The sequence below is a fragment of the Ciceribacter sp. L1K23 genome (assembly GCF_018122705.1).
In the GTDB taxonomy this organism is placed as follows: Bacteria; Pseudomonadota; Alphaproteobacteria; order Rhizobiales; family Rhizobiaceae; genus Allorhizobium.
On sequence record NZ_JAGRRC010000001.1, the window covers coordinates 2778620 to 2795877 of the forward strand.

General features: G+C 60.9%; 20 protein-coding genes. 6 read left to right on the forward strand and 14 right to left on the reverse strand.

All coding sequences use genetic code 11. From position 1 onward, the window contains the following. Positions 1 to 3 precede the first annotated feature (3 nt). A complete protein-coding gene (locus tag J5J10_RS22705) occupies positions 4 to 912 on the reverse strand; it encodes a diacylglycerol kinase family protein (RefSeq protein WP_208548654.1) in 909 nt (302 codons plus the stop codon). Positions 913 to 972: 60 nt separating this feature from the next. After that, positions 973 to 1524, reverse strand: coding sequence for a hypothetical protein (locus tag J5J10_RS13415; protein ID WP_208548653.1), 552 nt, complete (start codon positions 1522 to 1524; stop codon positions 973 to 975). A gap of 321 nt (positions 1525 to 1845) precedes the next feature. On the opposite strand from J5J10_RS13415, the gene thrC reads away from it, so the two are divergent. The 4 genes from thrC to J5J10_RS13435 all read left to right on the forward strand — a co-directional run bounded on the left by thrC (position 1846) and on the right by J5J10_RS13435 (position 8150). After that, positions 1846 to 3243, forward strand: a complete 1398-nt coding sequence (thrC, locus tag J5J10_RS13420) for a threonine synthase (RefSeq protein ID WP_211930262.1) — start codon at positions 1846 to 1848, stop codon at positions 3241 to 3243. A 20-nt stretch (positions 3244 to 3263) separates the two neighbouring features. Further along, on the forward strand, positions 3264 to 4565 hold the full coding sequence (locus J5J10_RS13425; protein WP_211930263.1) for a pitrilysin family protein: 1302 nt from the start codon (positions 3264 to 3266) through the stop codon (positions 4563 to 4565). A 64-nt stretch (positions 4566 to 4629) separates the two neighbouring features. Further along, a complete protein-coding gene (locus J5J10_RS13430) occupies positions 4630 to 5238 on the forward strand; it encodes a GNAT family protein (protein ID WP_208548650.1) in 609 nt (202 codons plus the stop codon). A gap of 50 nt (positions 5239 to 5288) precedes the next feature. Further along, positions 5289 to 8150, forward strand: coding sequence for an EAL domain-containing protein (locus J5J10_RS13435; RefSeq protein ID WP_249116904.1), 2862 nt, complete (start codon positions 5289 to 5291; stop codon positions 8148 to 8150). A 17-nt stretch (positions 8151 to 8167) separates the two neighbouring features. Here the strand turns inward: J5J10_RS13435 and J5J10_RS13440 are convergent, their stop codons facing one another. After that, positions 8168 to 8773, reverse strand: a complete 606-nt coding sequence (locus tag J5J10_RS13440) for a YqgE/AlgH family protein (protein ID WP_208553117.1) — start codon at positions 8771 to 8773, stop codon at positions 8168 to 8170. A 185-nt stretch (positions 8774 to 8958) separates the two neighbouring features. Between J5J10_RS13440 and J5J10_RS13445 the strand changes: the two genes are divergently transcribed. Then, positions 8959 to 9759 carry a protein-disulfide reductase DsbD domain-containing protein gene (locus J5J10_RS13445; RefSeq protein ID WP_211930265.1) on the forward strand — a complete coding sequence of 267 codons (801 nt, stop codon included), beginning with the start codon at positions 8959 to 8961 and terminating at the stop codon, positions 9757 to 9759. 61 nt (positions 9760 to 9820) lie between these two features. After that, positions 9821 to 10312: a peroxiredoxin gene (locus J5J10_RS13450; RefSeq protein WP_208548647.1), complete on the forward strand. Its 492-nt coding sequence runs from the start codon at positions 9821 to 9823 to the stop codon at positions 10310 to 10312. 48 nt (positions 10313 to 10360) lie between these two features. Here the strand turns inward: J5J10_RS13450 and J5J10_RS13455 are convergent, their stop codons facing one another. The 11 genes from J5J10_RS13455 to J5J10_RS13505 form a co-directional block, all read right to left on the reverse strand. After that, positions 10361 to 10669: a Dabb family protein gene (locus tag J5J10_RS13455; RefSeq protein WP_211930266.1), complete on the reverse strand. Its 309-nt coding sequence runs from the start codon at positions 10667 to 10669 to the stop codon at positions 10361 to 10363. A gap of 88 nt (positions 10670 to 10757) precedes the next feature. Then, a complete protein-coding gene (gene rnhA / locus J5J10_RS13460) occupies positions 10758 to 11228 on the reverse strand; it encodes a ribonuclease HI (protein ID WP_208548645.1) in 471 nt (156 codons plus the stop codon). Next, the gene (locus J5J10_RS13465; protein WP_211930267.1) at positions 11225 to 12190 is read right to left on the reverse strand and encodes a homoserine kinase; all 966 of its coding nucleotides are present in this window, start codon (positions 12188 to 12190) and stop codon (positions 11225 to 11227) included. The genes rnhA and J5J10_RS13465 overlap by 4 nt, the downstream gene beginning before the upstream one ends. Positions 12191 to 12333: 143 nt before the next feature. Next, positions 12334 to 12768 carry a type II toxin-antitoxin system HicB family antitoxin gene (locus J5J10_RS13470; protein ID WP_211930268.1) on the reverse strand — a complete coding sequence of 145 codons (435 nt, stop codon included), beginning with the start codon at positions 12766 to 12768 and terminating at the stop codon, positions 12334 to 12336. A gap of 4 nt (positions 12769 to 12772) precedes the next feature. Further along, positions 12773 to 12961, reverse strand: coding sequence for a type II toxin-antitoxin system HicA family toxin (locus tag J5J10_RS13475; protein WP_211930269.1), 189 nt, complete (start codon positions 12959 to 12961; stop codon positions 12773 to 12775). A 58-nt stretch (positions 12962 to 13019) separates the two neighbouring features. Then, on the reverse strand, positions 13020 to 14024 hold the full coding sequence (gene ispH / locus J5J10_RS13480; protein WP_211930270.1) for a 4-hydroxy-3-methylbut-2-enyl diphosphate reductase: 1005 nt from the start codon (positions 14022 to 14024) through the stop codon (positions 13020 to 13022). Beyond that, the gene (locus J5J10_RS13485; protein WP_211930271.1) at positions 14024 to 14392 is read right to left on the reverse strand and encodes a DUF1304 domain-containing protein; all 369 of its coding nucleotides are present in this window, start codon (positions 14390 to 14392) and stop codon (positions 14024 to 14026) included. Before J5J10_RS13485 ends, ispH begins: the two co-directional genes overlap by 1 nt. Before the next feature lie 23 nt (positions 14393 to 14415). Beyond that, on the reverse strand, positions 14416 to 15174 hold the full coding sequence (locus J5J10_RS13490) for an SURF1 family protein (RefSeq protein WP_349252068.1): 759 nt from the start codon (positions 15172 to 15174) through the stop codon (positions 14416 to 14418). Then, a complete protein-coding gene (locus tag J5J10_RS13495; protein ID WP_211930272.1) occupies positions 15167 to 15550 on the reverse strand; it encodes a DUF983 domain-containing protein in 384 nt (127 codons plus the stop codon). Before J5J10_RS13495 ends, J5J10_RS13490 begins: the two co-directional genes overlap by 8 nt. A gap of 165 nt (positions 15551 to 15715) precedes the next feature. Then, on the reverse strand, positions 15716 to 16591 hold the full coding sequence (locus tag J5J10_RS13500) for a cytochrome c oxidase subunit 3 (protein WP_211930273.1): 876 nt from the start codon (positions 16589 to 16591) through the stop codon (positions 15716 to 15718). A gap of 56 nt (positions 16592 to 16647) precedes the next feature. Next, positions 16648 to 17256, reverse strand: a complete 609-nt coding sequence (locus J5J10_RS13505) for a cytochrome c oxidase assembly protein (RefSeq protein ID WP_211930274.1) — start codon at positions 17254 to 17256, stop codon at positions 16648 to 16650. Positions 17257 to 17258: the final 2 nt, after the last annotated feature.

Sequence of the window (17258 nt, forward strand, 5' to 3'; positions counted from 1 at the left end):
CCGCTAGAGCCTGATATTCAGCGCACCTGGCAAAAGCTCTGCTCGCATCGATCGGAACGTCTGCGTCTCGCCGTCGATCTCCACCGGCAACGGGTTCCCTTCGATTGCCTTGATGTGGATGCTCCTGCCGCGGGCAGTCTGGACCAGCGGATGATCGATGTGCGTTCCTGAATAGAGCCGCTTCAAAATCTCCAGCACATCAAGACGTGAGCCGGCGCGCAGTATCGCGACGTCGAGCCAGCCATCTGACAGATCGGCTGCAGGCATCAGATGCATGCCGCCTCCAAACCAGCCACCGTTGGCGATGGCTGCCGCAGTGACAGGCCCGTCGTGGATCGCCTCGCCATCCACGGTCACCCGGAAAGATTGCGGACGGTATCGCAGGATCTCCCGCACCGAATGGAAGGGGAATCTCAGTGCTTTTGGCATGAAGCGACGTGTTGCCGGGCCGTTGACGGAGTGCGCGACCATCGCGGACACGCCGGCGCTTGCGACGTTCGCGAAATGCCGGACCGTTCCGTCGTCGAGAACCAGACGCCCTGCATCGACCTTCCGCACAGGCGCCGCGGCGATCGCGGATGCCAGGGCGAGCGGTCCGTCAACCGTCTTGAAATTGCGGATATAGTCACACCCGCTGCCGAGCGGCATAACCGAAATCTGGGTTTGGGGACGCGACGACGTCAGCACCCCCTCGATGACCCCGTTGACCGTTCCGTCGCCGCCAGCGGCTATCACGAGGTCCGTGCCCTTGTCGGCGAGCCGCCGAGCCAACAGCGCCGGACCTGCGTCAACTGCCGTCTCAAAGACGTCGACGTCGGAATAAAGAGTCCGAAAAGCTTGAACGAAAGATGTGAATAGGGTCCGACCGCCGCGTCCGCCGGCAGCCGGATTCCGGATGATTGCAATTTTCACGCAGGCCCCCGCACCGCGTTCATTTCAACTGAACCCGGCCGTTACCGGCCGGGCGACTGCTTACTTGGTATTGTAGGGGCCTTCGTCGAAGCCGACGAAGACCTGCGTGAGACCACTGACCTCACCGGATATACCGGTGACGTCCTTGGTGAAGACGAATTGGGCGGGTGTCGCCGGATCGGTTAGCGAGGCCTCGAACTTGGTCAGTTCGGAATAGAGAACATTGCCGCTGTCGACGACCGCGACGCGGATCGGCATCGACAGCGATCCGGCCTTGCCCTGCGGCCCCGCGACGAGGCGGCCCTGCACCATGACCTTGATGCTGAGCTGGCCAGCGTCATTGCGCGTGCAGGCTCGCGTGGTTTCGGCGAGTGAAGCCTGGTAGACGACCTTCGACGGATCATCCTTGCCGCCCTTGGCATAGGTGCGGAACGAGGCTGTACCATCACGCAGCGCGATCGAGGGGCACACGCCCTGTACGACAGGAGCTGCGGCGGGTTGCTGTTGAGTTCCCGCAACGTCGAGGCCACTTGTTGGATTGCTCGTGTTGCAGGCGGAAAGGCCCGCCACGAGGGAAACGACAAACAGTCCACGCGTCACTTTGACCAACACGACTACTCAACCTTCCGCATTCCGCCACACTGCCGCGCATACTTCACATCCGCGTCGACAGAGGCCTTTTCATGACCATTGTCGATGGTCTATATCAGCGGCGCATTCAAAAATCGATTGGGTTCCCCGCGTTTTGGCAGAATTTTCAGCACACCGCAGCCACAAGCGCAGCAACCCGTCCCTCGACAAGCGACGGGTGACTTTGCCCGAAACGAAGGCAGACGGTCGCCACAGGCGCAAAAAGGCAACCGGGCGGCGCACTGCGACGTTAAGCTTGGCCCTACCGAACGAGACCGCCCTCAAAGACCAAGGATAACCGCCATGGAATACATCTCCACCCGGGGTGAAGCCCCGAGCCTCGGTTTCTGCGACGCCTTGCTCGCCGGGCTTGCGCGCGACGGCGGCCTTTATCTTCCAAAGCAGTGGCCGCACCTGAAGAAGAAGGACATCCGGGCGCTTCGTGGAAAGAGCTATCAGGAAATCGCCTTCGAGGTGCTTTATCCCTTCACCGGCGGCGAGATCGAGAAAGCGGATTTCCGGCGGATGATCGACGAGGCCTATGCCACCTTCCGGCATCCGGCCATCGCGCCGCTGGTCCAGACCGGCGCGAACACTTTCGTGCTGGAGCTGTTCCACGGCACGACGCTCGCGTTCAAGGATGTGGCGATGCAGTTGCTGGCGCGACTGATGGACCATGTGCTTGCCGAGCGCGGCGAACGGGCGACCATCGTCGGAGCGACCTCCGGCGACACGGGCGGCGCGGCGATTGACGCCTTCGCGGGCCGGCAAAGCACCGATGTCTTCATTCTCTTTCCGCACGAGAAGGTATCGCCGGTCCAGCAGCGGCAGATGACGACCTCCAAGGCGGAGAACGTGCATGCGCTTGCGCTGAAGGGCAATTTCGATGACTGCCAGAACCTGGTGAAGGCCATGTTCAACGACGTGGCGTTCCGCGACTCGATGAAGATTTCCGGCGTAAACTCGATCAACTGGGCCCGCATCATGGCGCAGGTGGTCTACTATTTCACCGCCGCCATCTCGCTTGGAAGCCCGGATCGGAAGGTGTCCTTCACCGTGCCGACGGGTAACTTCGGCGATATCTTCGCAGGCTACGTCGCCAAGCAGATGGGCCTGCCGATCGACAAGCTCGTGATCGCGACCAACGACAACGACATTCTGGCGCGTACGCTGAAGACCGGACGCTACGAGATGAAGGGCGTGAAAGCGACGACGTCCCCATCGATGGACATCCAGATCTCATCGAACTTCGAACGCCTGTTGTTCGAGGCCTATGACCGGGAGCCCGCAGCGGTCCGGGCGGCGATGGAGAGCCTCAAGCAGTCCGGTGGTTTTGAGATCAAGGATCATGCCCTGAAGGCGATCAAGAAGGACTTCCGGGCGGGTCGCGCCACGGAAAAGCAGGTCGCAGAGACCATCCGCGAGACACTATCGGAAACGGGCTATCTGCTCGACCCGCACACGGCCTGCGGCGTGCATGTTGCCAAGAAGCACGAAAAGCCCAATACTCCGATGGTCATCCTGGCCACGGCGCACCCGGCCAAATTCCCCAAGGCGGTTAAGACCGCAAGCGGGATCGACCCGGCGCTTCCGACGTGGCTCGGGGATCTTATGGACAGGGAGGAGCGTTTCACAGTCCTGGATGCGGAGCTTAAAGCCGTCGAAACCTTTGTCGGTGAACATGCCCGCGTCCGATCGTGAGAGACGCAGAAAGACGGAACATGAAGGTTGAGTGCACCCGGCTGCCGTCCGGGTTGACGGTCGTAACGGAAACCATGCCGCACCTCGAAAGCGTGGCATTGGGAACGTGGATCAAATCCGGCGCCCGCGACGAGACGGAGGCGGAGCATGGCATCGCTCACCTCCTCGAGCATATGGCCTTCAAGGGCACCAAGAGCCGTACCGCTCGCGAGATTGCCGAGCAGATCGAGAATGTCGGCGGCGAGCTCAATGCCGCCACGTCGACGGAGACGACGGCTTACTATGCGCGCGTCCTTAAGGACGACGTGCCGCTGGCCGTCGACATCCTCGCCGACATCCTGACGGACTCCGTCTTTGATGAAGACGAGTTGATGCGCGAGAAGCACGTCATTCTGCAGGAGATCGGCGCTGCGAACGACACGCCGGACGACGTGGTCTTCGACCGTTTCTCCGAGACCGCTTTTTCAGGCCAGACGGTCGGCCGCGCCATCCTCGGGACGCCAGAAACCGTGAACGGCTTTACGAGCGACCAGATCCGCGCCTACCTCTCCCGCAATTATACGACAGACAGGATGTTTGTCGTGGCGGCGGGCGCCGTCGACCACGATAAGTTCGTTCGGCAGGTCGAGGAACGTTACGCCACCTTGCAGACGAAACCGGAGGTCGCTCCGACCGTCGCGCCGGCCCGTTATACGGGCGGGGAGGTCCGCGAAACGCGCGACCTCATGGATGCGCAGCTGCTGCTCGGTTTCGAAGGTCGCGCCTATCACATGCGCGATTTCTATTGCTCCCAGATCCTCGCCAACATTCTTGGCGGCGGAATGTCGTCGCGCCTCTTCCAGGAAGTGCGCGAGACGCGTGGCCTTTGCTATTCGGTCTATGCCTTCCACTGGGGTTTTTCAGACACGGGCGTATTCGGCATCCATGCCGCCACCGGAGGAGAAAACCTGCCGGAACTGATGCCTGTGATCATCGAGGAATTGCGCAAGGCCTCGGAATCCATTGACCAGCAGGAGATCGATCGATCGCGGGCGCAGATTCGTGCGCAGTTGCTGATGGGCCAGGAAAGCCCGGCGGCGCGTGCGGGGCAAATCGCGCGACAGATGATGCTCTACGGGCGCCCGATCTCCAACCAGGAGATGATGGAGCGGCTCGAAGGGATCACGGTCGAACGGCTGACGGATCTTTCAGGCCGCCTGTTCTTCGATACGGTCCCTACCCTTTCGGCCATTGGACCGCTCGAACAGCTTGCGCCGATGGACGAGATATTGGGGGCTCTCGGCTCCGGCGGCGGCAGCAAGAAGATCAAGGCGGCCGGCTAAGGGCAGCCTCGGGGGCAGATGGGGTTTGCCGTCCGGCGCGAATGCCGGGCGCGTGGGGTTTTGTATGGCACGTTCGGTCTTTCGGTTTCTGTCCCGCCAGCCGGATACGCCGGAACTGACTGACGGAAAGTATCTTTTGCGGCTGCCCCGCATCGGCGATTTCGACCAATGGCACAGCCTTCGCAGTGGCAGCCGTCGCTTTCTTCAGCCATGGGAACCGACATGGCGAGCCGACGAACTGACGCGCCGCAGTTTCCGGACCCGCGTTATCCGTAGCGAGCAGGAGTTTCATTCCGGGCTGGCTGTGCCCCTGCTGATATTCGCCATGCCGAACGAAGAACTGTTAGGTGGATTGACGATAGGACTGATCCGGCGCGGTGCGGCCCAGGCCTGCATGATCGGATACTGGATGGGCGAACGACATTCCGGCCAAGGTCATATGTTTGCCGCACTTCGGATCGCTATTCCCTACATCTTCAAGGGGCTTGAGTTGCACCGGATCGAAGCAGCCTGTATTCCGGACAACGACAAGAGCATTCGTCTGCTCGAACGTGCCGGTTTCCAACGGGAAGGCCTGTTGCGGCAATACCTGAAGATCAACGGACAGTGGCGCGATCACGCGCTCTACGCCATGCTCGCGGACGCCGAGGGGAACGGGAACAAGCAGACCTGATGACAGTCCAATTCATACCGCCTTCGGCGCCGCTCCGGCGACTGGTCCAGATGCTCCTCGTCGTCATGGCGGCGCTGTGCGGCCTTGTTCCAGCGACGACCCATGCCGCCGAACCGGTGAAGATCGCCCGCGACGACACGGCGCTCGACCTGACCGCGACCACCGAAATCTACACCAATGAGGACGAGGCCTTTCAGGTGTCCACAGCCGCCGGCGCAGACGGCATAAGACGCCGCATCGAGGTGCGCGCGAGTTCGCCGACGCATCAGGGCGACTGGGCGGTGTTTGCGCTCGCGAATGTGTCGGAAGAACAGCTGGAGCGCGTCATCGTCGCACCGCATTTCAGGCTCGCGGGCTCGCGGATGTTCTGGCCGGACCTCGGGTCGCAGCGCATTATCGCCATCACGCCGTCCGAAGGCTTTGCGCTCGACCGTGTGTCGAGCCCCGACGCCGACGTTTTCCGGATCACGCTGAACCCGGGTTCAGTGATCACCTTCGTGGCGGAGCTTGCCACGCCCAACCTGCCTCAGATCTATCTCTGGGAACCGGACGTCTACAAGGACACCGTCAACGCCTTCACGCTCTATCGCGGCATCGTGCTCGGCATCGCCGGTCTTCTGGCGGTGTTCCTGACGATCCTGTTCGTGGTCAAGGGGACATCGATGCTGCCGGCGGCGGCGGCGCTTGCGTGGGCGGTGCTCGCCTATATCTGCGTCGACTTCGGCTTCATCGAGAAACTGATCACGATCACCGCCTCGGATCAAAGGATATGGCGAGCGGGCGCCGAAGTGGCGCTGGCGTCCAGCCTCGTCATTTTCCTGTTCACCTATCTGAACCTCAATCGCTGGCACGTGAACCTGGGCTACGCGACCTTCGCCTGGGTGCTCGGCCTCGGTCTGCTCTTCGGCGTGGCCATATACGACCCGTCGATCGCCTCCGGCATCGCGCGTCTCTCCTTCGCGCTCACCGCAACGGCCGGTATCATCCTGATCGTCTATCTCGGCTTCAACCGGTACGACCGCGCGATCCTTCTGGTGCCGACATGGGCCCTGATCCTCGTCTGGCTGTTCGGCAGCTGGCTGGCCGTCACCGGCCAGCTCGACAACGACATCATCCAGCCGGCGCTGGGTGGCGGCCTTGTCCTGATCGTCCTGCTGATCGGCTTCACGGTGATGCAACACGCGTTTGCGGGCGGCGCCTATCAGCAGGGGCTGTTCTCGGATCTCGAACGGCAATCGCTGGCGCTTACCGGCTCCGGCGACACGGTCTGGGATTGGGACGTTGCGCGTGACCGGGTGGTGACGAGTCCGGACGTCTCGGTCGCGCTCGGTCTTGCTCCCGGCTCGATGCACGGACCGGCCCGCAATTGGCTACCTCGTCTCCACCCCGACGATCGCGATCGGTTTCGCGCCACGCTCGATGTCTTGCTGGAGCACCGCAAGGGACGACTGAGCCACGAATTCCGGATTCGCGCGGAGGACGGTCACTTCCACTGGCTGAAAATCCGCGCCCGGCCCGTGATCGGCTCCAACGGCGAAGTGATCCGCTGCGTCGGGACGATCATCGACACGACCGAGCAGAAGAATTCCATCGACCGTCTTCTGGCGGACGCGATCCATGACAACCTCACCGGCTTGCCGAACCGCGAGGTGTTTCTCGACCGCCTGCAGTCAGCTCTGGCGCTTGCGCCCGGTGGCGATGTCGTGCGTCCGACCGTGATGGCGATCGACATCGACCGATACAAGCAGGTGAACGACAGCCTCGGCATCGCTGCCGGTGATAACATCCTGATCGCGCTGACGCGCCGCTTGCGGCGTCTTCTGAAGCCACAGGACACGCTCGCCCGGCTGACTGGCGACCAGTTCGGCCTGATCCTCCTGTCCGAGCGGGATCCCGCGAAGGTGGCCGACTTCGCCGATGCGATTTCAAAAGCTATTATGGTGCCGATCAATTTCGGCAATCGGGAGATCGTGCTGACGGCGTCGATCGGCCTCGTGTCCTGGGTCGACCAACAGGAGAGCGCGTCGAGCCTGTTGAACGATGCGGAACTTGCCATGTATCGCGCCAAGCGCGCCGGGGGCAACCGCGTCGAACCCTTCCGCCCGGCCTTCCGCACCGCGGGCACCGACCGTCTCCAGATCGAGACCGACCTGCGCCGCGCCATCGAGCGTCGGGAGCTGTCGATGGCCTACCAGCCGATCGTTCGGCTTTCCGACGGCGAGATCGCCGGTTTCGAGGCACTGATGCGCTGGGACCATCCTCGCCGCGGCAGTATTCCTCCAACGGAATTCGTGCCGATCGCGGAGATGTCGGACCTTATCGAACCGCTCGGAATGTTTGCCCTGGAGCGAGCGACCGCCGACCTTTCGGAGTGGGAGAAGGCGGTAGGGGATGCGCCGATCTTCGTCTCCGTCAACCTGTCGAGCGCGCAGCTCATCAGCACGGACCTCTACAATGATGTGAGGGCGATGCTGGCAAAGACCCAGTGCGACCCGAAGCGGATCAGGCTGGAGCTCACCGAGTCGGTCGTCATGGAAAATCCGGAGCAGGCGCGGCTCGTTCTCGACAAACTGAAAAGCACCGGTATCAGTCTTGCGCTGGATGATTTCGGCACCGGCGTCTCATCCCTCTCCTACCTGACGCGTTTCTCCTTCGACACGATCAAGCTCGACAAGGCGCTCGTCAACGACCCCAGCCCCAAGCGGGCGGTTTTGCTGCGCTCGATCATTGCCATGGCATCCGGCATGGAGATGGATGTCATCGCGGAGGGTATCGAGAGCGAGGAAGATGGCGAGGAGTTGATGAAGATGGGCTGTGCCTACGGCCAGAGCTATCTGTTCGGCGCGCCCGTCGGCGCCGATTCCATTCTTCGCCTGCTGAAGGAACGCTTCCCGCTCATGAAGCGTGCCTGAGGTCGGCTCGGCCCCTCTCAGGCGTGGCCGGCCTCGGTCGACAGCATCGCGGGATGAACGCCGAGAAGCGCAAGGGCGCGTTCGTATTTTCCATCGAGGCTCCGGTCGAAGATCAAATCCTCGGTTGCCGCACATGTGAGCCAGCCGTTGTTGGCAATCTCGAACTCCAGTTGCCCCGGACCCCAGCCGGCATAGCCGAGCAGCATGACCGCCCGGTTCGGGCCGCGCCCATCGGAAATCGCACGCACGATGTCTAGCGTCGCCGTCAGGGAAATATCGTCAGACACGGGGATGGAGGATTCGCTCAGATAGTCGTCCGAATGCAGCACGAAACCGCGCCCCGATTCCACCGGCCCGCCGGTTTGCACCGGAAAGCTGCGCGCTTCGTTCGGAAGCATGATCAAGTCTTCACGCGGCAGAAGATTGAGATGCGACACAACATCGGGAAAAGTCACCGATTGCGGGTGATTGATGATAAAGCCCATGGCACCGGCGGGAGAGTGGGCGCAGACATAAACGACCGCACGGGCGAAATTGCTGTCTGTCATCCCAGGCATGGCGATCAGAAACTGACCGTCCAAGAGGCCCCGTTCGCGATCCCTCTTAAACGTGGAGAATGCCATCGTACCTCCAGCCTGTTTGCGCTGTTCGTTGATCGAGAAATCCATCGTAGCCGCCGTTCAAAAGAGGATGAGGCATCCGCGTGGATCAATCAACCGAAAATGAAACAATTCGACAATCCGTGATTGGCTGCGCGGGGTCCCTTCCTCTAAATGCTTTGCCCATGAACACGTTCCAAAATTCCTTCATGCTGATCGCCGCGCTCTTTATCGGACCGATCGTCGCGCCGTCGGCTACGATCGCTGCCAGCAGCGACTGGGCCAAGAATGAAGGCGGGCGAATGCGGCTAGTGATCACCGCCACAGACCAGCCGGGGCGCTATGACGGCATGTTGCAGATCGAGCCGAAGCCCGGCTGGATGACATATTGGCGGGAGCCGGGCGACAGCGGGATACCGCCCGAGCTAACGTTCGATGAGCAAAGCGGCGTGCGCGTCACCGAGATGCGCTTTCCGGCTCCCAAGCGTATCGACAATGGGCCGGTCCGTGATCTGGGTTACGATCAAGCCGTATCCCTGCCCTTCCAGCTGGAAGCGCCCAAGGCCGCCGCCGGTCAACTGGTGACCGCACAGGCGTTTGTCGGTATCTGCCAGAATATCTGCATTCCGTTCCAGGCCGAGTTCCGGATCGAACTGCCTGTTGCTGCCGAAGCGATGGACGCTATCCAGGTCGCGCAGGCACGCCAGACGCTTCCGGAGGCTCCCTCGGATGAGTTCGGCATCGACGCCGTGCGGCGCGCCGATGACGGAAGCGGCCTCCTGATAGCGATGACACTGCCGAATTCAGAGCAAGCGCCGGTGCTGTATGTGACCGGCGGCGCCGGCATCGTCACCATGGACTCGCGGGTCGAGGACCGAAGCGACGGCACGGCGGTGCTCTTCGTGCCCATCACAACTCTCCCCGAGCACGGCGATCCCGAAGGGAAGATATGGCGAGTGCTTGCCATAGCCGGCGACCGCTCGATGGAAAGCCCGCTTGCCTTCGAGTGAGGCCTTTCTATATTCGCCGGCAGGCGCAAACACCGCGCCATTCATTCCTGGGGAGACACATATGACCATTGCAATAGGCGATCGGCTGCCGGAAGCCACATTCAAGGAGAAGACAGCGGACGGTACGGTCGATGTCACGACCGAACAGCTCTTCAAGGGCAAGCGCGTCGTGCTCTTCGCCGTACCCGGCGCCTTCACGCCGACCTGCTCTCTCAACCACCTGCCTGGCTATCTCGAAAACCGCGACGCGATCCTGGCGCGCGGCGTGGACGACATCGCGGTCGTGTCCGTCAACGACGTTCATGTCATGGGCGCGTGGTCTCAGCACTCGGGCGGTATGGGCAAGATCCATTTCCTCGCCGACGGAAACGGAACGTTCACGAAGGCCATCGGCCTGGATATCGATCTGTCCGCGGGTGGGCTCGGCGTCCGCTCCAAGCGTTATTCCATGCTGGTCGACGATGGCGTCGTGACGTCGCTGTCGATCGAGGACAGCCCTGGTCAGGCGACCGTTTCGGCCGCTGCCGCGATGCTTGAGCAGCTCGCCAAGTAGGAGCCAGAGACAAAAGAAGTTGCGGCGGCGGAAAATCCGCCGCCTTTTTTATAGTTCCATGTCGAAGACCAGAATACCCGACAGTCCGCCATCGGTGGCGCTTACGATGCGATCGCCGACAGCCTGATGTTTCGGATGCGTCAGATAATAGTCGCGGACCTTTGCGTCCTCAAATGTCACGATGAACCCATCGTCGTAGCCGCTACTCAATCCCTCGGGCGAGACGTTGGCGCCGTAGCGGAAGTCGACAATGCCGGGGATATCGTCCCGCAAGGCCGCGATGCCATCGTATAACGACTGTTTCTCGGCGTCGGACACGGCGGCTTTGAACCGCAGGAATACGCAATGCTGAATCATGGATGTCTCCCTCGCCTTGTTGTTGGCGGCAGGATAGGGAGAAAGATCAGGATGGCAAGGCGCCAAATGGGCGGCATGACGACAAGCACTATTTGCCCTGGAGCAGAGCCCGGCCGAGATTGGGTTTCTTGAACGGTTCCATGCCCTTGCGGGCAAGCTCGTCAGCCCGCTCGTTTTCCGGATGACCGGCATGGCCCTTGACCCAGTGCCACTTGACCTTGTGGCGCTGGTTGGCGGCGTCCAAAGCCTGCCAGAGTTCGCCATTCTTGACCGGCTTCTTGTCGGCGGTTTTCCAGCCGTTCTTCTTCCATCCGAAGATCCACTTGGAGATGCCGTCCATTACATACTTGCTGTCTGTATAAAGATCGACCTCGCAAGCGTCCTTCAGCGCATTCAGCGCGGTGATGGTGGCGAGCAGCTCCATGCGGTTGTTGGTGGTCTGCGCCTCGCCGCCGGAGAGTTCCTTTTCGACCTCGCCATAACGCAGCACCGCACCCCAGCCGCCAGGGCCGGGATTGCCCGAGCATGCTCCATCGGTGAAGATATCGACGTGCTTCATGATGTCAGTCCGTATTCTGCGCTCGAGGCAATCTGGCGATGAAAGCGGAGTTTCCGGAGATATTCGAGCGGGTCCTTCTTCACGACCAATGCGCCCGCCGGCGTCGTCAGCCAGTCATAGAGGCGCGTGAGGAAGAACCGAAGCGCCGATCCGCGCGACAGGATGGGAAGGGCCGTGACTTCCGCCTCAGACAAAGGTCGGACCGATTGGTAACCCTCGATCATCGCCATGCCTTTGGTGATGTTGTAGGCGCCATCCTTTTCGAAGCACCAGGCATTGATGCAGATCGACAGGTCATAGACGAGGAAGTCGTTGCAGGCGAAATAGAAGTCGATGAGACCAGAAAGATCGTCGCCCAGGAAGAAGACGTTGTCCGGGAACAGATCGGCATGGATCACCCCGGCCGGCAGATCCCGCGGCCATTTCGCTGCCAGGAAGGCGATCTCTGCGCCGATCTCCTCTTCCAGCCCCTGCTCAACCTCGTCGGCCCGATCCCTCGATTTCGCCCACAAGCTTTTCCAGCCGTCAAGCGAGAGGGCGTTTGGCCGTGTCAGAGGGAAGCCCTCGCCGGCGACATGCATTTTGGCCAGCGCAATGCCGACCTCGCGGCAGTGCCTTGCCTCCGGCTTTCTGAGCCACATGCCTTCGAGGAAAGAGATCAGCGCCGCCGGACGGCCGGAGAGCTCGCCCAGCAACTGCCCGTCATGGCGCGGCAAGGGCAGCGGGCAGTTCAGGCCGCGATCGGCGAGATGGTGCATCAACCCGAGAAAAAATGGCAGATCGTTCTTCTCTACACGCTTTTCGTAAAGCGTCAGGATGAGTGGTCCCTTGGTCGTGTGCAGCAGGAAATTCGAGTTCTCGACGCCTTCGGCGATGCCCTTGTAGGACAAGAGATCGCCAGTGTCATACTCCGCCAGAAAGGCCTTGAGATCGGTTTCGGTGATGTCGGTGTAAACTGCCACGTGATCGAAATTCCCGCTGTCCGTTTCCTGCCGCCGGTATAATAGCTGAAGCCATACACACGGGGATGGATGAGTGCCAGCCTTTCAGCGACAAGAGGCACAGGAAATGGATTGGGGTTCACGAAAGACGCCGCGTGATAGGTCTACGCAGAACGCGCGTACCCGCGGCCATTCCCATCATTCTCGTCGTTCCGGACCTGACGTATGGCTGCCTGCGCCAGGAAGCCAGATCGGGTCAGCCCATTCGCTTCCGCGTAGGCATCGATCTGCTTCAGGACATCCTCAGGGAGGGTGATATTCAGCCGAACGGCTTTCTTCGCTTCCGTCTTCAACGAAATCAGCACGGCAACCGCGTCTTTATGGACAGGATCCGCCATAACTGCCTCAAGAGAGGACGGTTCAGGAATGGCCTCGCCATCCTCGATCATTCCATCGACATGAAGGCCAAGGGCCTCTTCCGCCATGCGGCGCGCATCGTCGAGATCTGTACCCGCCGTCACGACGCCCGGGAAATCGGGAAAGGATACGCCATAGTCACTGTCGGCTTCCTTGCGGATCAGCCCGATATAGTTTCGCATTTGCTCACCTCAGCTTAAGTCCGGACTGTTTCTCGATACTGCGGAGCGTGCCGATCGGTATGTCTCGCTTCGGATGTGGCACCGTTACCCGTCCTAGCTTGGAAGCATGCTTGAACTGGACATGGCTGCCTCTGGTCGCCACCTCGTACCAGCCATCGGCCTTTAATGCAGAGATCACGGCAGAACTCTTCATTCCACATCTATACACATAAGTGTGTATCGTTTCAATCCAGATTAGGCCGGAGACAAAATCACCCGTTCACCCAGGCCATGTCTTCGTGAGTCAGTTCCAGATCTCGCAGTTCGCGGTTCACGAGGAAGTGCTCGTTCTCGATCGAGAACTCGGCCAGTTCGATGGTGGAATCATAGCGCGCCTTGAAGGCTTCGATGATCTCGTTGACGATCACCTCGGGCGCAGAGGCGCCGGCGGAAAGGCCGAGCGTGGCAACCGTGCCAATCGCATCCCAATCGATCTCGGCGGCGCGCTGGACGAGAAGCGACTGCTTCGCGCCGGCCCGCAAGGCGACCTCGACGAGGCGCTTCGAGTTGGAGGAGTTCGGCGCTCCGACGATCAGGAACAGATCGCAGCCGGGCGCCGCCTGCTTCACCGCCTCCTGGCGGTTGGTGGTGGCGTAACAAATGCTGTCGGCGGACGGCGCCTGCAGGTTCGGAAACCGCTCCTGCAGCCTTGCTATGACGCCTGCCGTGTCATCGACGGAGAGCGTCGTTTGCGTAACAAAACCGAGATTGTCGGGATCGACGGGTTCATAGACATCCGCATCCTCAACGGTCTCGACGAGCGAGACGGTACCTTCCGGCAACTGCCCCATGGTGCCGATCACCTCCGGATGCCCGGCATGGCCGATCAGGACGACATGGCGGCCAAGACGCTGGTGGCGCATGGCCTGCTTGTGGACCTTGGAGACCAGCGGACAGGTGGCGTCGAGATAAAACAGATTCCGCGCCTTGGCATCTTCCGGCACCGATTTCGGCACGCCGTGGGCGGAAAACACGACCGGCTGGTTGCGATGCTCCTCGGGGATCTCGTCGAGTTCCTCGACGAAGATCGCACCCTTGGCCTCCAGCCCCTCGACGACATAGCGATTGTGGACGATTTCGTGACGGACATAGACAGGCGCCCCATATCCCTTGAGCGCGAGAACGACGATCTGGATTGCGCGGTCGACGCCGGCGCAAAACCCGCGAGGGCCGCAGAGACGGATCGTCAGTTTCGGTCGTGTTACGTTCACATTCATCAAAGGCCTGCCAGCAGCACGGAAAGAAGGGCGACAAACGCTGGGAGAGCCTGGATGTAGAGGATCTTCCTCGATGCCGTCGCGCTTCCATATAGGCCCGCAACCACGACACATCCAAGAAAAAACAGCTTGAGCTGAAATGCGAAATCCGGCGACGGATGAAGGAGCGACCAGAAGAGACCGGCGGCGAGGAAGCCGTTATATAGCCCCTGGTTGGCTGCAAGCGTGCGTGTCGCCTCGGCCTGGAGCGGCTTCATGCCGAACGCTTTCAAGCCGGCCGGCTTGGTCCAGAGAAACATCTCGAGAACGAGAATGTAGACGTGCTCAAGCGCTATAAGTGCCACCAGAATGGCTGCAACGATATCCATGAAATTCCCCCATTATTCTCAAATCAAACGTCATGCTTTCGGCGCCGGACGAAAGAGACCGTAGCCACGAGTGCCAGCGCGAAGGCAAGCCCGTACCAGGTGATCGCGTATTGGAGATGATTGTTGGGCAGGTCGATCTGCGTCACGCCCCCGATCGGCAGGCCGCCCGGAACCGGCGTATCGTCGGCATCCAGGAAAAACGGCAGGACGCTCTCCTCGGAGAGGCCGACCGATACGGCCATCTGCCCCAGATCCTTCCAGTAGAAGATGTTCTTTGCCGGGTCGTTATCAGGCACGAGGAAACCAGGTTTTTCCGCGAGGCGGCTGCGTGCCAGCCCGGCAATCCTTTGCTCCCCCCCAACCAGGCCAGCCTCGCGGGTTTCGGGAGGCTTGTTGTCATACGGCACGAAACCGCGATTGACGAACAGATAGCGGCCGTCAGCAAGTTGCAGCGGCGTATAGACGTAATAGCCGGCTTGGCCATTGTATGTGGCGAGAAAATGCCGCTCCCGATCATGCAGGAAAAGGCCGGATGCCAGCATCGCCCTGTAATCGATATCCTCGCCCGCAGCGACAAGACGCTCTATCTCGGTGACATCGACCGGCGGCGCGGTTCGCCGCGCCTCGATATCGGCAACCAGCCTCTCCTTCCAGTGCAGGCGCTGCACCTGCCACGTGCCGAGCGACAGTAGGATCGCCATCGCGAGCGGGAGCAGGATAACGGCCAGCCAGAGGCGCAAACGCGGGCGCCGGCTCGCCTGCCCTTCGACAGCATCATCCACGATCGATCGTTCCTTGGCTCGCGTTGTGTTTGTACTGCATCGCCACCAGCAATGCCTTGATGGTCCGTAGAAGCCAGAGCGAAACGATGATCGCCAGCGGTCCGAACACGACGAAATGCACCCACACAGGCGGCTGGAAGGTCAGCTCCGTCCAGACCGCGAGACCGACGACAAGCAGGTCAGCGAGAAGAATGACGAAGATCGCTGGGCCGTCGCCTGAATCGATGAAGGAATAGTCGAGGCCGCAATTGGCGCAACGCGGCTTCAACTTCGTGAGACCGTCGAAGAGCTTGCCGTTGCCGCAGCGGGGGCAGCTCGCCGAGAGCCCGGCGCGGACCGGGTCGACCGGTGCGAAATGTGCGTTGTCGTCATGCATATCTTCTATCCGTATCCGGCTCCCGAGGAGCGCTTGGCGTTTGCCGTAACGGTTATACGCTCCGCCAGCCAAACCGCAAATGCGACAGCATGTTCCGATCCCGTCAGAGCGACGGAAATGGAAACGGCGCCCGCAGGCGCCGCTTTCTGTTTCGTTATCCGTGCCTCAGTGGGCGAGCGGAGCACCCCAACCACCCCAGATGTAAATGGAGAAGAAGAGGAACAGCCAGACCACGTCGACGAAGTGCCAGTACCAGGCCGACGCTTCGAAACCGAAGTGCTGCGTCGGCGTAAAGTGGCCGGCGAGTGCGCGGAAGAGGCAAACCAGAAGGCAGACGGTACCGACGAACACGTGGAAGCCGTGGAAGCCCGTGGCCATGAAGAAGGTGGCGCCGTAGATCGAGTTTTTGAAATCGAACGGGGCGTGCATGTATTCGTAGATCTGAACGAACGAGAACAGGACACCAAGGAGCACCGTCAGAACGAGGCCATAGACGAGGCCCTTGCGGTCGTTATGCAGCAGCGCATGGTGCGCCCAGGTAACGGTCGTGCCGGACAGAAGCAGGATGACCGTGTTGTAGAGGGGCAGATGCCAGGGATCGAGAACCTCGATACCGACGGGCGGCCACTGACCGCCGGTAAACTCGACGCGGCTCGCCTGGATGGCTTCGTTGGCATAGATGCTCGCATCGAAGAAAGCCCAGAACCAGGCCGCGAAGAACATCACTTCCGACGCGATGAACATGATCATGCCGTAGCGCAGGTGCAGCGACACGACACGGGTATGGGCGCCTTCATGGGCTTCCTTCACCGTATCCGTCCACCAGCCGATCATGGTGTAGAGCACCAGAGCGAGGCCGATGAAGAACACCCACGGGTTGGCCATTTCCAGGCCGAACAGCTTGAATGACCCGCCATGAAGGTAGCGCATGTAGCCGACGCCACCGAAGGTCAAAAGGAAGGCGCCAAGCGAGCCAAGCAGCGGCCAGGGGCTCGGGTCGATAATGTGGTAGTCGTGATTTTTCTGATGCGCGTCGGCCATGTCAGCAATCCCCGAAGTGTCTCTCTCCAGACCCGGCAAGCCGGGCCCCATCTCATTTAAAGTTTTCCGGTATCACCGGCCTGGTCCACCGGCAAGGCAGCTACCGGCTTCTCCGTTTCATGCGGATAGAATGTATAGGACAGCGTTATCGTCCCTATGCTCTTGGTTTCCGGAGTCGATGCGATATCGGGATCCACGAAGAACAGGACCGGCATCTCCATCGTCTCGCCCGGCTGCAACGTCGTCTCGGTGAAACAGAAGCACTGAATCTTGTTGAAGTAGGCGGCGGCTTCCATCGGCGTGACGTTGAAGATCGCCTGCCCCGTCACCGGTTCGCTGGATTTGTTGGTGGCTGTGTACATCACTTCCACCGTCTCGCCGATCCGCGGCTCGATCGACCGCTGGACCGGCTTGAACTCCCAGTTCAGGCCGTTGGATACATTCGCATCAAAGGTGACCTTGATGGTCTTGTCGAGGATCACGCCCGATGCCTGCTCGACCCGCTGCGTCGTGCCATTATAGCCCGTCACCTGACAGAACAGCCGGTAAAGCGGAACCGCTGCATAGCTCATTCCGACCATGCCGCCAACGAACGCCACGCAGCACAGCATCACCGTGGTGTTGCTGCGTTTTTGCTTTGCTGTATTCGCGGGAGCATCGGTCATTT

Excerpts from the sequence above, each read along its gene's own strand:
- thrC (WP_211930262.1), top strand. The coding sequence starts at position 1,846 with ATGGAATACATCTCCACCCGGGGTGAAGCCCCGAGCCTCGGTTTCTGC.
- J5J10_RS13425 (WP_211930263.1), top strand. The coding sequence starts at position 3,264 with ATGAAGGTTGAGTGCACCCGGCTGCCGTCCGGGTTGACGGTCGTAACG.
- J5J10_RS13430 (WP_208548650.1), top strand. The coding sequence starts at position 4,630 with ATGGCACGTTCGGTCTTTCGGTTTCTGTCCCGCCAGCCGGATACGCCG.
- J5J10_RS13435 (WP_249116904.1), top strand. The coding sequence starts at position 5,289 with ATGCTCCTCGTCGTCATGGCGGCGCTGTGCGGCCTTGTTCCAGCGACG.
- J5J10_RS13440 (WP_208553117.1), bottom strand. The coding sequence starts at position 8,773 with ATGGCATTCTCCACGTTTAAGAGGGATCGCGAACGGGGCCTCTTGGAC.
- J5J10_RS13445 (WP_211930265.1), top strand. The coding sequence starts at position 8,959 with ATGCTGATCGCCGCGCTCTTTATCGGACCGATCGTCGCGCCGTCGGCT.
- J5J10_RS13450 (WP_208548647.1), top strand. The coding sequence starts at position 9,821 with ATGACCATTGCAATAGGCGATCGGCTGCCGGAAGCCACATTCAAGGAG.
- J5J10_RS13455 (WP_211930266.1), bottom strand. The coding sequence starts at position 10,669 with ATGATTCAGCATTGCGTATTCCTGCGGTTCAAAGCCGCCGTGTCCGAC.
- rnhA (WP_208548645.1), bottom strand. The coding sequence starts at position 11,228 with ATGAAGCACGTCGATATCTTCACCGATGGAGCATGCTCGGGCAATCCC.
- J5J10_RS13470 (WP_211930268.1), bottom strand. The coding sequence starts at position 12,768 with ATGCGAAACTATATCGGGCTGATCCGCAAGGAAGCCGACAGTGACTAT.
- J5J10_RS13475 (WP_211930269.1), bottom strand. The coding sequence starts at position 12,961 with ATGAAGAGTTCTGCCGTGATCTCTGCATTAAAGGCCGATGGCTGGTAC.
- ispH (WP_211930270.1), bottom strand. The coding sequence starts at position 14,024 with ATGAATGTGAACGTAACACGACCGAAACTGACGATCCGTCTCTGCGGC.
- J5J10_RS13485 (WP_211930271.1), bottom strand. The coding sequence starts at position 14,392 with ATGGATATCGTTGCAGCCATTCTGGTGGCACTTATAGCGCTTGAGCAC.
- J5J10_RS13495 (WP_211930272.1), bottom strand. The coding sequence starts at position 15,550 with ATGCATGACGACAACGCACATTTCGCACCGGTCGACCCGGTCCGCGCC.
- J5J10_RS13500 (WP_211930273.1), bottom strand. The coding sequence starts at position 16,591 with ATGGCCGACGCGCATCAGAAAAATCACGACTACCACATTATCGACCCG.
- J5J10_RS13505 (WP_211930274.1), bottom strand. The coding sequence starts at position 17,256 with ATGACCGATGCTCCCGCGAATACAGCAAAGCAAAAACGCAGCAACACC.